General features: G+C 57.8%; 13 protein-coding genes. 11 read left to right on the forward strand and 2 right to left on the reverse strand.

Going from position 1 to position 13,085, the window contains the following annotated elements; translation table 11 throughout:
• Positions 1 to 332 precede the first annotated feature (332 nt).
• Together BMS17_RS11260 and BMS17_RS11265 are read right to left on the reverse strand one after the other, a co-directional pair.
• Positions 333 to 1,553: a CaiB/BaiF CoA-transferase family protein gene (locus BMS17_RS11260; protein ID WP_077430949.1), complete on the reverse strand. Its 1,221-nt coding sequence runs from the start codon at positions 1,551 to 1,553 to the stop codon at positions 333 to 335.
• A gap of 13 nt (positions 1,554 to 1,566) precedes the next feature.
• The gene (locus BMS17_RS11265) at positions 1,567 to 2,748 is read right to left on the reverse strand and encodes an acyl-CoA dehydrogenase (protein ID WP_077430950.1); all 1,182 of its coding nucleotides are present in this window, start codon (positions 2,746 to 2,748) and stop codon (positions 1,567 to 1,569) included.
• A gap of 157 nt (positions 2,749 to 2,905) precedes the next feature.
• Between BMS17_RS11265 and BMS17_RS11270 the strand changes: the two genes are divergently transcribed.
• From BMS17_RS11270 to BMS17_RS11320, 11 genes are all read left to right on the forward strand, one after another.
• Positions 2,906 to 3,805 carry a LysR family transcriptional regulator gene (locus BMS17_RS11270; protein ID WP_046031103.1) on the forward strand — a complete coding sequence of 300 codons (900 nt, stop codon included), beginning with the start codon at positions 2,906 to 2,908 and terminating at the stop codon, positions 3,803 to 3,805.
• Between the two features lie 435 nt (positions 3,806 to 4,240).
• The gene (locus BMS17_RS11275; protein WP_046031102.1) at positions 4,241 to 5,362 is read left to right on the forward strand and encodes a Re/Si-specific NAD(P)(+) transhydrogenase subunit alpha; all 1,122 of its coding nucleotides are present in this window, start codon (positions 4,241 to 4,243) and stop codon (positions 5,360 to 5,362) included.
• Positions 5,363 to 5,377: 15 nt separating this feature from the next.
• Positions 5,378 to 5,701 (forward strand): NAD(P) transhydrogenase subunit alpha, encoded by a 324-nt coding sequence (locus tag BMS17_RS11280; RefSeq protein WP_007947884.1) that lies wholly within the window; start codon positions 5,378 to 5,380, stop codon positions 5,699 to 5,701.
• Positions 5,701 to 7,134 carry an NAD(P)(+) transhydrogenase (Re/Si-specific) subunit beta gene (locus tag BMS17_RS11285; protein WP_046031101.1) on the forward strand — a complete coding sequence of 478 codons (1,434 nt, stop codon included), beginning with the start codon at positions 5,701 to 5,703 and terminating at the stop codon, positions 7,132 to 7,134. Before BMS17_RS11280 ends, BMS17_RS11285 begins: the two co-directional genes overlap by 1 nt.
• A gap of 213 nt (positions 7,135 to 7,347) precedes the next feature.
• Complete coding sequence (locus BMS17_RS11290) at positions 7,348 to 8,841, forward strand: acetyl-CoA hydrolase/transferase family protein (RefSeq protein ID WP_077430951.1); 1,494 nt, start codon at positions 7,348 to 7,350, stop codon at positions 8,839 to 8,841.
• Positions 8,842 to 9,160: 319 nt separating this feature from the next.
• Positions 9,161 to 9,376 carry a DUF1127 domain-containing protein gene (locus BMS17_RS11295; RefSeq protein ID WP_046031099.1) on the forward strand — a complete coding sequence of 72 codons (216 nt, stop codon included), beginning with the start codon at positions 9,161 to 9,163 and terminating at the stop codon, positions 9,374 to 9,376.
• 257 nt (positions 9,377 to 9,633) lie between these two features.
• Positions 9,634 to 9,843 carry a DUF1127 domain-containing protein gene (locus BMS17_RS11300; RefSeq protein WP_077430952.1) on the forward strand — a complete coding sequence of 70 codons (210 nt, stop codon included), beginning with the start codon at positions 9,634 to 9,636 and terminating at the stop codon, positions 9,841 to 9,843.
• Positions 9,844 to 9,987: 144 nt separating this feature from the next.
• Positions 9,988 to 10,308 carry a DUF2388 domain-containing protein gene (locus tag BMS17_RS11305; RefSeq protein ID WP_046031098.1) on the forward strand — a complete coding sequence of 107 codons (321 nt, stop codon included), beginning with the start codon at positions 9,988 to 9,990 and terminating at the stop codon, positions 10,306 to 10,308.
• Positions 10,309 to 10,415: 107 nt separating this feature from the next.
• Entirely contained in the window at positions 10,416 to 10,733 is a 318-nt protein-coding gene (locus tag BMS17_RS11310; protein ID WP_077430953.1) for a DUF2388 domain-containing protein, read from the forward strand.
• A 27-nt stretch (positions 10,734 to 10,760) separates the two neighbouring features.
• Positions 10,761 to 11,081 (forward strand): DUF2388 domain-containing protein, encoded by a 321-nt coding sequence (locus BMS17_RS11315; protein WP_046031096.1) that lies wholly within the window; start codon positions 10,761 to 10,763, stop codon positions 11,079 to 11,081.
• A complete protein-coding gene (locus BMS17_RS11320; RefSeq protein WP_046031095.1) occupies positions 11,078 to 13,039 on the forward strand; it encodes a DUF4105 domain-containing protein in 1,962 nt (653 codons plus the stop codon). Before BMS17_RS11315 ends, BMS17_RS11320 begins: the two co-directional genes overlap by 4 nt.
• Positions 13,040 to 13,085 lie beyond the last annotated feature (46 nt).

The following is a 13,085-nucleotide window of genomic DNA, read 5'->3' on the forward strand; positions in this document are numbered from 1 at the left end:
TCTTTAACAACTTCAACCACTTGCGCTTCCGATCACTCGGTAGCGGGAGGCGAATTCTACAGCGTTACACGCTGCTGTCAACACCTCTTTTTCAACTCCTTTCGGACTTCGATGAACTGAAGCCACTCACTGCCGAAAACTGCGTAACTCTTTGTTTACCAAGGAGTTTTCCGTTTCGACTGCGCCGGAAGTGGGGCGAATTATAGACATCCTGAATCTGCCGTCAAGCACTGATTTGGGCTTTCTATCAATAACGCCCCAAAAGCCGACAAACAACCCAATTCCCCTCTATATAACGAGCGAAACAGCCGGCCTCTATATAGAAGGAATCCTCAAAGCACCCCAGCCTCTTTGAAAGCAGCCACCGCACCAGCTCCCAGGCCCAGCACACGCTGCAGAACCTCTTGCGTATGCTCACCCAGCAATGGAGGGGCATTGCGGTACTCCACCGGAGTCTTGGATAGACGAATAGGGCTCGCCACCTGCGGCACCATCCCAGCCAACACATGGGGCAACTCCATCGCCAACCCACGTGCCTTGACCTGAGGATCAGCAAACATCTGAGCCAGATCATTGATCGGGCCACATGGCACGCCAGCCTCCTCCAGCTGCAACACCCACTCAGCCGTGGTCTTGAACACCGTCGCCTGACGGATCAGCGGAATCAAGACCGCCCGATTTGCCACCCGCAGTTTATTGGTCGCAAAGCGCAGATCATCCGCCCACTGCGGCTGACCCGCTACTTCGGCAAACTTGCGGAATTGACCATCGTTACCCACGGTCAGGATGAAGTCGCCATCAGCCGTAGGAAAGTCCTGATAAGGCACGATGTTCGGATGGGCGTTACCCAAGCGCTTAGGCGCATTGCCTGTCGTCAGGTAGTTCATCGCCTGGTTAGCCAGGCATGCAACCTGAACATCCAGCAATGCCATGTCGATATGCTGGCCGCCGCCATCGTGATCCCGATGCGCTAGCGCCGCCAGAATCGCCACTGTCGAATAGAGCCCGGTCAAGATGTCTGTCAGCGCTACACCAACCTTTACCGGCCCGGCACCCTCATCCCCTTCCGGTCGCCCCGTCAGGCTCATCAGACCACCCAGGCCCTGGATCATGAAGTCATAACCCGCACGCTTGGCGTAAGGGCCGGTCTGACCAAACCCGGTGATGGAGCAATAAATCAGGTTCGGGTTGATGGCTTTGAGCGATTCATAGTCCAGCCCGTAGGCCGCCAGCCCACCAACCTTGAAGTTCTCGATCAGAATGTCCGACTTGGCCGCCAGCTCACGCACCAACTTCTGACCTTCAGGGCGTGTGAAGTCGATGGTGACCGATTGCTTGTTGCGATTGGCCGACAAGTAGTAGGCGGCCTCGCTGGTGTTCTCGCCATAGGCGTCTTTAAGAAAAGGAGGCCCCCAGGCGCGCGTATCATCGCCATTGCCCGGGCGCTCCACCTTGATCACCTCAGCGCCAAGGTCCGCCAGGATCTGCCCGGACCAAGGTCCGGCCAGTACCCGCGATAAATCCAGTACCCGCAGATGCGAAAGCGCGCCCATGGACGTTCTCCTATTAATAGAACGCCTGGATGCCGGTTTGCGCGCGGCCGAGAATCAGTGCGTGGACGTCATGCGTACCTTCATAGGTATTCACCACTTCCAGGTTGACCAAGTGACGAGCAACACCGAACTCGTCGGAGATGCCATTGCCACCCAGCATGTCACGCGCCATACGAGCGATGTCCAGGGACTTGCCGCATGAGTTGCGCTTCATCATCGACGTGATCTCGACCGCCGCAGTGCCTTCGTCTTTCATACGACCCAGGCGCAGGCAACCTTGCAGCGCCAGGGTGATTTCAGTCTGCATGTCGGCCAGCTTTTTCTGGATCAACTGAGTGGCGGCCAACGGACGACCGAACTGCTGGCGGTCCAGGGTGTATTGGCGAGCGGTGTGCCAGCAGAACTCGGCGGCACCCAGCGCGCCCCAGGAAATGCCATAACGCGCGGAGTTGAGGCAGGTGAAAGGGCCTTTCAAGCCACGGACATCAGGGAAAATGTTCTCTTCAGGGACAAATACGTTGTCCATGACGATTTCGCCTGTAATGGATGCACGCAGGCCGACCTTACCGTAAATCGCCGGAGCGCTCAGGCCTTTCCAGCCCTTCTCCAGCACGAAACCACGGATGTCGCCGGCGTCATCTTTACCCCAGACGACGAACACATCTGCGATAGGGCTGTTAGTGATCCACATCTTGCTGCCGGTCAGGCTGTAACCGCCTTCCACTTTGCGCGCACGAGTAATCATCGCACCCGGGTCAGAACCGTGGTTAGGCTCAGTCAGACCAAAGCAGCCAATCCACTCGCCGGAGGCCAGTTTCGGCAGGTACTTCTGCTTTTGGGCTTCGGTGCCAAATTCATTAATAGGCACCATGACCAACGAGGACTGCACGCTCATCATCGAGCGGTAGCCAGAGTCGACGCGCTCGACTTCACGAGCGATCAGACCGTAGCTGACATAGTTCAGGCCGCTGCCGCCGTACTGCTCAGGGATAGTTGCCCCCAACAGACCGACTTCGCCCATTTCGCGGAAAATTGCCGGGTCGGTTTTTTCATGACGGAAAGCTTCGAGGACGCGCGGCGCAAGCTTCTGCTGAGCGAATTGCTCGGCGGTGTCGCGAATCATGCGTTCTTCTTCAGTGAGCTGTTGATCCAGCAGCAGGGGATCGATCCAGTTGAAGCTAGCTTTACCGCCCATGAGTGTGTCCTCTCGAATCGGGTCAAATAACGTGGACTGATCCTAGGCCGGGTTCGGCATTACGGCAAACGAGGATTTCGCATACTGTTGTGCTAAATTCTCACTCCGAAACATCCCAAAAGAGCCTTTATGCGATGTATTAGTGAGGTTGACGTACATGCGCAGGAAAATCCCCAGCACCACCGCCCTGATCAGCTTTGAAGCGGCCGCACGGCATGAAAGCTTCACCAAAGCAGCCCAGGAGCTTTCGCTGACCCAGGGTGCGATTTGCCGACAGATCGCCAGCCTGGAGGAGTTCCTCAGCGTCGAACTGTTCCGACGCTCGCGGCGCGGGGTGAAACTGACGGAGGCTGGCCTTTCCTACAGCCGCCGCGTGGCCACACAGCTCGACGCAGTGGAACGGGACACGTTGTCGGTAATGGGGCAACAGGGCGCCAATGTGATCGAACTGGCGGTGGTTCCGACTTTCGGCACTCAATGGCTGCTGCCAAGGCTCAAAGACTTTCAGCACAAGCACCCGGAGGTGACGGTCAACCTCACCAACCGCACCCGCCCGTTCCTGTTTGCCGACACTGATTTTGATGCGGCGATTTACTTCGGTGACGCCGATTGGTCCGGTACCGAGTCCCACAGGTTGATGGGGGAAAATCCGATGCCGGTGTGCAGTCCGAACCTACTGGGAAAAAAGACTCGGCTGACACCCGTCGAGATCGCCGACCTTCCCCTATTGCAACAGACCACCCGCCCTTATGCATGGCGTCAGTGGTTCAACTCCCAACAGCTGAATATCCCTCGGGACATGACAGGTCCGCGCTACGAGCTATTCTCCATGCTTGCTCAAGCCGCGATGCATGACATGGGGATTGCGCTAATCCCGCCGTTCCTGATTCAGCGTGAACTGGCGGAGAAACGACTGGTGATTGCCAACCCCCAGGCACTGTCTAGCATCAAGGCGTATTACCTGATGATTCCCGAGCGAAAGGTGGAATCAGCCTCTTTGAAGGCATTTCGCGACTGGCTTATCAATCAAGCGCATAGCTACAACCTAGAAGGATAAAGGCTTTTGCTCATTAGCTGACCTCGTAGTCAAATAATTGAAAGCCCTACAGATATAACTATATGTCGCATATTCACAGACTGTACCGACAAGCAGCACCAACGTCCCACAAGCCTCTGGTGACGTGGCTTTGAGCCTCTATTTGCGGTCTATAACGCCTCATTCAGCGTAAAGATATGTAATTTCTGTAATTTCGACAGAAACCCCTGTAAGTCACGGCCTGCATGGGATGCAGCCGGTTAGTTGCGACATTCGGTCACGGGGTGACTTGTAGTTAATTTTCCGTCACCCGTCATAACCCCTTGAAGGGCACAAAGTTCGCCTGCAAAATGCCGCGCCCCGCCTTGATTCGGCGGGATCGTGCTGATCGGCCGCCCCAGCCGCACCATCCGTAGTGCCTGGGTTTACTCAATAAGATCACGCAGGAGATTTGACGTGCACATTGGTGTTCCTCTCGAAACCCAGACGGGTGAAACGCGGGTTGCTGCAACCCCGGAAACCATCAAGAAGCTGATCGGCCAGGGTCATAAAGTCACTGTGCAAAGCGGCGCCGGCGTTAACGCCAGTGTTGTCGACAGTGCCTATGAAGCGGCAGGCGCAACCATTGGCAGCGCCAATGATGCGTTTGGTGCAGAGCTGATTCTCAAGGTGGTCGCCCCCAGCGACAGCGAGCTGACGCTGATTAAAAGCGGCACCGTTGTGGTGGGCATGCTCAATCCGTTCAGCAATGAAACCATTGCCAAGCTGGCCGAGCGCGGCATTACCGCCTTTGCATTGGAGGCTGCGCCACGCACTTCCCGTGCACAGAGCCTGGATGTGCTGTCCTCCCAAGCGAACATCGCCGGCTATAAAGCGGTGTTGCTGGCTGCTCATCACTACCCGCGCTTCATGCCGATGCTGATGACAGCAGCAGGTACCGTGAAAGCAGCGCGCGTGCTGATTCTGGGCGCAGGCGTGGCCGGATTGCAGGCGATTGCCACCGCCAAGCGTCTGGGCGCGGTCATCGAAGCCTCGGACGTACGTCCGGCGGTGAAGGAACAAATCGAATCCCTGGGTGCGAAGTTCGTCGACGTGCCGTACGAAACCGATGAAGAGCGCGAGTGCGCTGTCGGTGTCGGCGGTTACGCGCGTCCAATGCCCGCCAGCTGGATGCAACGTCAGGCCCTGGCCGTACACGAACGCGCCAAGCAGGCTGACATCGTTATCACCACGGCACTGATCCCGGGCCGCAAGGCACCGACTCTGTTGAGCGCCGAAACGGTGGCGCAGATGAAGCCGGGCTCGGTGGTCATCGACCTCGCGGCGGCCCAGGGCGGCAACTGCCCGCTTACCGTGGCGGATCAGGTCGTCGTTGCAAACGGCGTGACCATTTGCGGCCCGACCAATCTGGCCGGTGAAGTGGCGGCAGATGCCTCGGCGTTGTACGCCCGTAACCTGCTGGACTTCCTGAAGCTGGTCTTCAACAAAGAAGGCCAATTCGAAGTGAACCTAGAAGACGATATCGTCGCCGCGTGCCTGATGTGCCGCGACGGCCAAGTCATCCGCAAAAACGCCTAAGCAGGGATTCAGACGATGGAAGAGCTTATCTCCCCCGGTATCTACAACCTGATCATCTTCGTGCTGGCGATTTATGTCGGTTATCACGTGGTCTGGAACGTTACGCCTGCGCTGCACACACCGTTGATGGCGGTGACTAACGCCATCTCGGCAATCGTCATCGTCGGCGCCATGCTGGCAGCGGCCTTGACGGTGACGCCGCTGGGCAAAACCATGGGCACCCTCGCGGTGGCCCTGGCAGCGGTGAACGTGTTTGGTGGCTTCCTGGTCACCCGCAGAATGCTTGAGATGTTCAAGAAAAAAGCCCCGAAAGTCGTAAAAGAAGAGGCGCCTAAGTAATGAGCATGAACCTTGTCACGACGCTCTACTTGATCGCGTCGATCTGCTTCATCCAGGCCCTCAAAGGCCTGTCGCACCCAACCACGTCTCGGCGCGGCAATGTCTACGGCATGCTCGGCATGGCGTTGGCGATCCTCACCACCGTGGGCCTCATCTACAAGCTGGGCGCTGAACTGGCCACCGCCGGCATCGGTTACGTTATCGTTGGCCTGCTGGTCGGCGGCACCGCCGGCTCGATCATGGCCAAGCGCGTCGAGATGACCAAGATGCCGGAACTGGTCGCCTTCATGCATAGCATGATCGGTATGGCCGCCGTGTTCATCGCTATTGCTGCTGTCGTTGAGCCGCAGTCACTGGGCATCGTCAAGCAACTGGGCGATTCGATTCCGGCCGGTAACCGCCTGGAACTGTTCCTTGGCGCAGCCATCGGTGCAATCACCTTCTCCGGTTCGGTCATCGCTTTCGGCAAGCTCTCGGGCAAGTACAAGTTCCGCCTGTTCCAAGGAGCACCGGTACAGTTCAGCGGTCAGCACAAACTGAACCTGCTGCTGGGCCTGGCCACACTGGCTCTGGGCGTGACCTTCATGATGACCGGCAATCTCAATGCCTTTGCGCTGATGCTGGTCCTGGCCTTCGTGATGGGCGTGCTGATCATCATCCCTATTGGCGGCGCAGACATGCCGGTGGTTGTGTCGATGCTCAACAGCTATTCCGGTTGGGCGGCAGCCGGTATCGGCTTCTCGCTGAACAACTCGATGCTGATCATCGCCGGTTCGCTGGTGGGCTCAAGCGGTGCGATCCTCTCGTACATCATGTGCAAGGCGATGAACCGTTCCTTCTTTAATGTGCTGCTTGGCGGCTTCGGCAACACGGCCGACGCAGGACCGGCCGGCGCCCAGGAAGCCCGCCCGGTGAAATCCGGCTCGGCTGACGACGCGACGTTCCTGCTGACCAACGCCGATACCGTGATCATCGTTCCGGGCTACGGCCTGGCAGTGGCCCGTGCCCAGCACGCGCTCAAGGAGCTGACCGAGAAGCTGACTCATCGCGGCGTGACCGTGAAGTACGCGATCCACCCGGTTGCCGGTCGTATGCCTGGCCACATGAACGTGTTGCTGGCCGAGGCAGAAGTGCCTTACGACCAGGTGTTCGAGATGGAAGACATCAACTCCGAGTTCGGCCAGGCCGACGTGGTGCTGGTGTTGGGCGCCAACGACGTGGTCAACCCGGCCGCCAAGAACGATCCGAAATCGCCGATTGCCGGCATGCCGATTCTCGAAGCGTTCAAAGCCAAGACGATCATCGTCAACAAGCGTTCGATGGCCAGCGGTTATGCCGGCCTGGATAACGAACTGTTCTACCTGGACAAAACCATGATGGTCTTCGGCGACGCCAAGAAAGTCATCGAAGATATGGTTAAAGCGGTCGAGTAACCCTCCGCTGCTACACTGAACGCCCCGACTTGTCGGGGCGTTTTTGTTTGCACAAACGCTGGACAATTTGCCGCGTTGTTACCGATCCGGTAACAGTGTTTTACTTGAAACCCGCTGAATAGACGCCTCGTTTGCGACCTTGGTAGCGGGACAGGCGCCCGCGAAATTCACTAGACTGCGCATCCTGCTACCCGTTGCCCGAGATAACAATCCATGTACCGTGACCGTATTCGCCTGCCTTCGTTGTTGGATAAAGTGATGAGCGCTGCCGACGCTGCCGCTCTGATTGAGGACGGCATGACCGTCGGCATGAGTGGTTTCACCCGCGCCGGCGAAGCGAAAGCCGTACCTCACGCGCTGGCCGAACGCGCCAAGGTCACGCCGCTGAAAATCACCCTGATGACCGGTGCCAGCCTGGGTAACGACCTCGACAAACAGCTGACCGAAGCCGGTGTACTGTCGCGGCGCATGCCCTTCCAGGTGGACAGCACCCTGCGCAAAGCCATCAACGCAGGCGAAGTGATGTTCATCGACCAGCACCTCTCGGAAACCGTGGAGCAACTGCGCAACCAACAACTCAAATTGCCGGATATCGCGGTGATTGAAGCCGTTGCCATTACCGAACAGGGCCATATCGTACCGACCACATCGGTCGGCAACTCGGCCAGCTTCGCGATTTTCGCCAAACACGTGATCATCGAGATCAACCTGGCGCACAACCCGAACCTGGAAGGCCTGCACGACATCTATATCCCGACGTACCGCCCGACCCGCACGCCGATTCCACTGGTGAAGGTCGATGATCGCATTGGCAGCACCGCCATCCCGATCCCGCCGGAGAAGATCGTCGCGATCGTGATCACCAATCAATCCGACTCCCCCTCCACGGTGTTGCCACCGGACACCGAGACCCAGGCCATCGCCGACCACCTGATCAACTTCTTCAAGCAGGAAGTGGCTGCCGGACGGATGACCAACAAGCTTGGCCCATTGCAGGCCGGTATCGGCACCATCGCCAACTCAGTGATGTGCGGCCTGATCGACTCACCGTTCGAAGACCTGACCATGTATTCCGAGGTACTGCAGGATTCGACGTTCGACCTGATCGATGCCGGCAAGCTGAGCTTTGCGTCGGGCAGTTCGATCACCTTGTCGAGTCGTCGCAATGCCGACGTGTTTGGCAACCTTGAGCGCTATAAGGACAAATTGGTGCTGCGCCCACAGGAAATCTCCAATCACCCGGAAGTGGTGCGTCGACTGGGCATTATCGGTATCAACACGGCGCTGGAGTTCGACCTCTATGGCAACGTCAACTCCACGCACGTGTGCGGCACACGGATGATGAACGGCATTGGCGGCTCGGGCGACTTTGCACGCAATGCCCATCTGTCCATCTTCGTCACCAAATCGATTGCCAAGGGCGGGGCAATCTCCAGCGTCGTGCCGATGGTCAGCCACGTTGACCACACGGAGCATGACGTCGACATCCTCGTCACCGAAATCGGTCTGGCTGACTTACGTGGTTTGGCACCACGGGAACGGGCGCGGGTCGTCATCGACAACTGTGTGCACCCGGACTATCGCCAGGCCCTGGACGACTACTTCACCGCAGCTTGCGCAATCGGCGGACACACGCCACATATCCTGCGCGATGCGCTGAGTTGGCACATCAACCTGGAAGAAACAGGGCGCATGCTCAAGGCGTAATTGGTACAGATAGCGGCTGACGCAAACACAGTTTCGTCAGCGCGCTATTGTTTCGTGGAAATCTGTTTAAAACTGTACCGCTGTACTGGTCATTTCCTACCGTAATTCCCTACCTTTTCAAACCATTCACACGAAAACGCACTAAATAAGTGCAGATAGATACAGTTGCCTCAATTTTGACCAGTACACCGCCTATAAACAGTTAACTGAGCCCTCACAATACAGATGAACTGTATCTACAGTGACTAGGCAAACGAGAGGATCATGGGCACCAGTTAAACCACTACCTAATCCCGCCACAAGCGGAAGGATGTCAATCATGGAACGTACACTCAGTTCCGGCCTGTTCTTCGAAGACACTGCTGCAAAAACCCAAGCCTCGATGCCTCTGCGCGTTATCGCCAACCTGATGCTGTGGCAGCGCCGCATCTCCAGCCGCCATCAACTGGCTCGCCTGGATTCGCGTCTGCTGGCTGACGCCGGGATTAGCGAAGCACAACGCTACGAAGAGCTGAGCAAGCCGTTCTGGCGCTAAGCTAGCGTCGCTGGCCCTGACCCCTCGGGTCCACTGCCAGCACTCCAGATTGAAAAAACAAAGCCCGTCGTGGGAAACCACGACGGGCTTTGTCGTTTTCGCGCCATCGAACTCGGAAAAACAACAGCGTTATGCAAGAGCGGTACAGTTTGTTAAAACCGATCACTGTACAAGTACAATTTCTACGCGGTGTATCTGTTTAGCAAAAACGGGGAGGGCCACCATGGAGGCTCATTCCAAAGCACACGGATCGCGCCATGAATCACTTACAAGATATTTCCGCTCCTGCGCCGCAAGCGAAACCTTGTTTCACCTGGCTACAACGTACGTGGGCAGCACTGTCCCGCGGCCTGGAACGGGCCAGAACCCGGCGCCTATTGGGTCAGCTAAACGATCAACAGCTTTCAGACCTGGGCATCAGCCACGCCGATCGCGTCAATGAACTGGATAAACCGTTCTGGCGCTAGCGACCGGCCCTGAACAGACGGGCTGTGCGAACTGTTAAAAGCAGGCCTAATATCAACCGGAACGTGGCGCACGCTGTACAACAGGCGTCTGATCCAGCAGATACCTTGCCACCTCTCAATTGGTTTTCCTGAAGGAGATACACCATGTCCCGTCTTCGCTTGCTCAGCGTCGCAGCCCTGCTTGCAGTGGCTGCCAATGCCAACGCCACCAGCTTTGTCGTGACCACTGACGCTGTCGTCAAAGCGTTAAAGGCCACGTCCGATGCAACCACCGACGTCGTTTCCTCTTCTTTTAAGGACAACAAGATTGTGCGTGAAGCGCGCGATGATGCCGCCAGCTTCGTCGCCAGCGAAGGTGCCATCCGCGGCGTAAAACTCGAAAGTGCGCTCGATTACATTCGCCACCAGGCGCCACAGCTGAACGCAACGGATGCACAGCTGGCTCAAGCCATCCTGACCATCTAAGCGAAAGCCCTGACGTGGGACACGCCCAACGTGTCCCCATGTTTCGGCGCTGGCTCTAGACCGGACGTTGCGCTAGCCTTGGGGCTCGCTTTCAGCTATCGAGTCTCATGCGTTTTCATTCAAGGTTGTTGCTCACGCCCCTATTGCTTGTGGCCTGTTGGTCGGGCTCGGCACATGCTTTCGATGCCTTCAATCTTTCCACACAAGGTACTGTCGCCAGTGGTTATGGCAGCAGTCTGGTGACCTCCGCGCCCTTCGACCGTAAACTGCTGCTCGCCGCTCACGATGATGCAGCGGCATTCATCGCCAGCGACACCCAATTGCGAGGAGCACAGCTGGAGTCCGCCCTGATTTATCTGCGCCAGACCCAGCCCAAACTTCATGCAAGCGACCTTGAACTGGCACTGGCAATTCTCGTCCAATAGTTATCCTTGTTTCCCCGGAGTCGTTCCATGCGTAGCCCGCTGATTGCTGCCACCCTTGGCCTCTTGTTGCTGGCCGATGTGGCCCAGGCCCATACCCTGGTTGCCACCAGTAACATGCTCATTCGTGCCACCCAGCGCACGCTTGATTTCACCTCTGATACCACCACCTCCATTCGTGACTCGAAGATCATTCGTGAAGCCCACGACGACGCAGCCACGTTTGTTGCCAGCGACGGCGATATCCGTGGCGCGCACCTCGAAGCGGCTTTCAACACCCTGCGCGATCGCGTGCCTGAGGCCCGGGATGCCAGTGATCAGGTACTCGCCGAAGCCATCCTCGCCCTGTGAAGTCGCCAGCCGCCTGGCTGCTGGCCGGGGTCATGTTGCTGTTCGGCAACGCGGCTCACGCCAGTCTGCAATTACAACTCAAGACTGAAGGTCTCAGCCCGGCACAACAGCAGGCCAGCCAGGCACTGTTAGATGAAGCCATGCAGGCGCTGCCGCCTCGTTTCATCGAGCAACTGGATCGGCGCATTGATGTCGGCTGGACCGACAACATGCCAAGCAATGCCTACGGCCAGGCATCGCTGGTGTCCGAACTCGACCTGAACCGTAACCTGCTCGCCAGCCTTACCGATGGCAGCGCCGCGACCAGGAAAACCTATCGCCCTCACGGCACCGTACGCAGGGAAATGCTCGCCACGGTGGTGCACGAGCTCACCCACATTTACGACCGCTCGCGCCTGTGGCCAGACGCGGAGCGCAAACTGATTCAACGCTGCACCCGGCGCAACAACAGTGCCGGACTGGTCGGTATTCCTGACGAGTGCCGTGGCCAGAATGATCGTCGCTTCACCCTCAGCGACGATCCACGCCTGCTCGACCTGGCCGGCTGGCAACAATACGTCGGCCGTCGCGGTGAACGTGAACAACACAACAAGCAGATCGCCCGCAGTCCGGACATCTACGAAACGGACAGTCCCAAAGAGTTCGTCGCGGTCAACATGGAGTATTTCCTACTTGACCCGAGCTACGCCTGTCGTCGTCCAATGCTGTATCGCTACTACCAGGAACACTTCGGCTGGGCGCCGGCAGCCAAAAACACCTGCGCCAAAACCTTCGCCTTCCTCAATGCTGGCAATGACTTCGCCAAGCAACCCCTTGGGCAGGTGGATCCGGAACGGGTCTATGCCGTCGACTATCTGCTGGCCGAAGCCAATCAGAACTGGGTCAGCCGCTGGGGCCACAGCATGTTGCGACTGGTGATCTGTGCGCCAGGACGACCACGGGGGCCCGACTGCCGTCTCGACCTGGACCAGCATCTGGTCTTGTCTTATCGCGCCTTCGTCGGTGACGTACAGCTCTCGAGCTGGGACGGATTGGTCGGTAAATACCCGTCGCGCCTGTTTGTCCTGCCACTGGCCCAAGTGATCGACGAATACACCAAGACCGAACTGCGCAGCCTCGCCTCGGTGCCGCTCAATCTGTCGCGCAGCGAGATCGAAGGCGTCGTGGAGCGCGCCGCCGAGATGCACTGGAGTTACGACGGCAGCTACTTTTTCCTATCCAACAACTGCGCGGTGGAGGAGCTGAAGTTGCTGCGCAGCGGCACCAATAATGCACAACTGGTCGGACTGGATAACATCATGCCGAACGGCTTGCTCAAAGTGCTCAAGGGGCGCGGGCTGGCGGATACCAGCGTGCTGGATGACCCACGTGAAGCGCTCCGACTGGGTTATCGCTTCGACTCCTTCCGCGATCGTTATCAAGCCATGTTCGACGTGTTGAAGAAGCGCTTGCCGATCAAGCAGGAAAAAGTCGAAGACTGGCTGGCATTGAAAGCGGTAGAGCGCCGGCAATGGTTCGAACAGGCTGACCTGCGCGCCAGCGCGGCGTTGTTGTTGTTGGAACAGGCAGCCTTGCGCCAGCAATTGCTGCTGGCTCAGGACGAAGTAAAGCAGCGTTACCTGGGTGCTCGGAATCTGGAAAACGGCGGTATGGACAAGGCCAATGCGACCTTGAAGGATATTCTGGCCAACAGCGGCTACCTCAGCCGTCCGGCGGAACTGCTCGGCAGCGGCGGTTATGGATTGCCCCAACCGAGTGAATGGCAACGCCTGGAATCAGAAAGCAGCCTGCGCCAAAAGCAACTTCTGGTGCTGACAGGCGACCTGGACAAGGAAGTGAGAGCGCTGCTCGAACCGAGTCGTGCAGCCGAAATGGCCGCCAATGAAGCCAACCTGAAGCAAGTTGGCGAACATCTGAGAAAGCTGCACAAGGCAGCTGGCGGGTTGGAGCTGCCCTAGTAAAAAGGGCTTCGTGGATGATCCACGAAGCCCTTTTTTTGCTTGC

Origin of the sequence: Pseudomonas sp. C9, assembly GCF_002000165.1 — a bacterium.
GTDB lineage: Bacteria > Pseudomonadota > Gammaproteobacteria > Pseudomonadales > Pseudomonadaceae > Aquipseudomonas.

What these genes read in the sequence shown, in the direction of transcription:
- BMS17_RS11285 (WP_046031101.1), top strand. Translation starts at nt 5,701, where the DNA reads ATGAGCATGAACCTTGTCACGACGCTCTACTTGATCGCGTCGATCTGC.
- BMS17_RS11260 (WP_077430949.1), bottom strand. Translation starts at nt 1,553, where the DNA reads ATGGGCGCGCTTTCGCATCTGCGGGTACTGGATTTATCGCGGGTACTG.
- BMS17_RS11300 (WP_077430952.1), top strand. Translation starts at nt 9,634, where the DNA reads ATGAATCACTTACAAGATATTTCCGCTCCTGCGCCGCAAGCGAAACCT.
- BMS17_RS11305 (WP_046031098.1), top strand. Translation starts at nt 9,988, where the DNA reads ATGTCCCGTCTTCGCTTGCTCAGCGTCGCAGCCCTGCTTGCAGTGGCT.
- BMS17_RS11310 (WP_077430953.1), top strand. Translation starts at nt 10,416, where the DNA reads ATGCGTTTTCATTCAAGGTTGTTGCTCACGCCCCTATTGCTTGTGGCC.
- BMS17_RS11270 (WP_046031103.1), top strand. Translation starts at nt 2,906, where the DNA reads ATGCGCAGGAAAATCCCCAGCACCACCGCCCTGATCAGCTTTGAAGCG.
- BMS17_RS11295 (WP_046031099.1), top strand. Translation starts at nt 9,161, where the DNA reads ATGGAACGTACACTCAGTTCCGGCCTGTTCTTCGAAGACACTGCTGCA.
- BMS17_RS11265 (WP_077430950.1), bottom strand. Translation starts at nt 2,748, where the DNA reads ATGGGCGGTAAAGCTAGCTTCAACTGGATCGATCCCCTGCTGCTGGAT.
- BMS17_RS11315 (WP_046031096.1), top strand. Translation starts at nt 10,761, where the DNA reads ATGCGTAGCCCGCTGATTGCTGCCACCCTTGGCCTCTTGTTGCTGGCC.
- BMS17_RS11280 (WP_007947884.1), top strand. Translation starts at nt 5,378, where the DNA reads ATGGAAGAGCTTATCTCCCCCGGTATCTACAACCTGATCATCTTCGTG.
- BMS17_RS11290 (WP_077430951.1), top strand. Translation starts at nt 7,348, where the DNA reads ATGTACCGTGACCGTATTCGCCTGCCTTCGTTGTTGGATAAAGTGATG.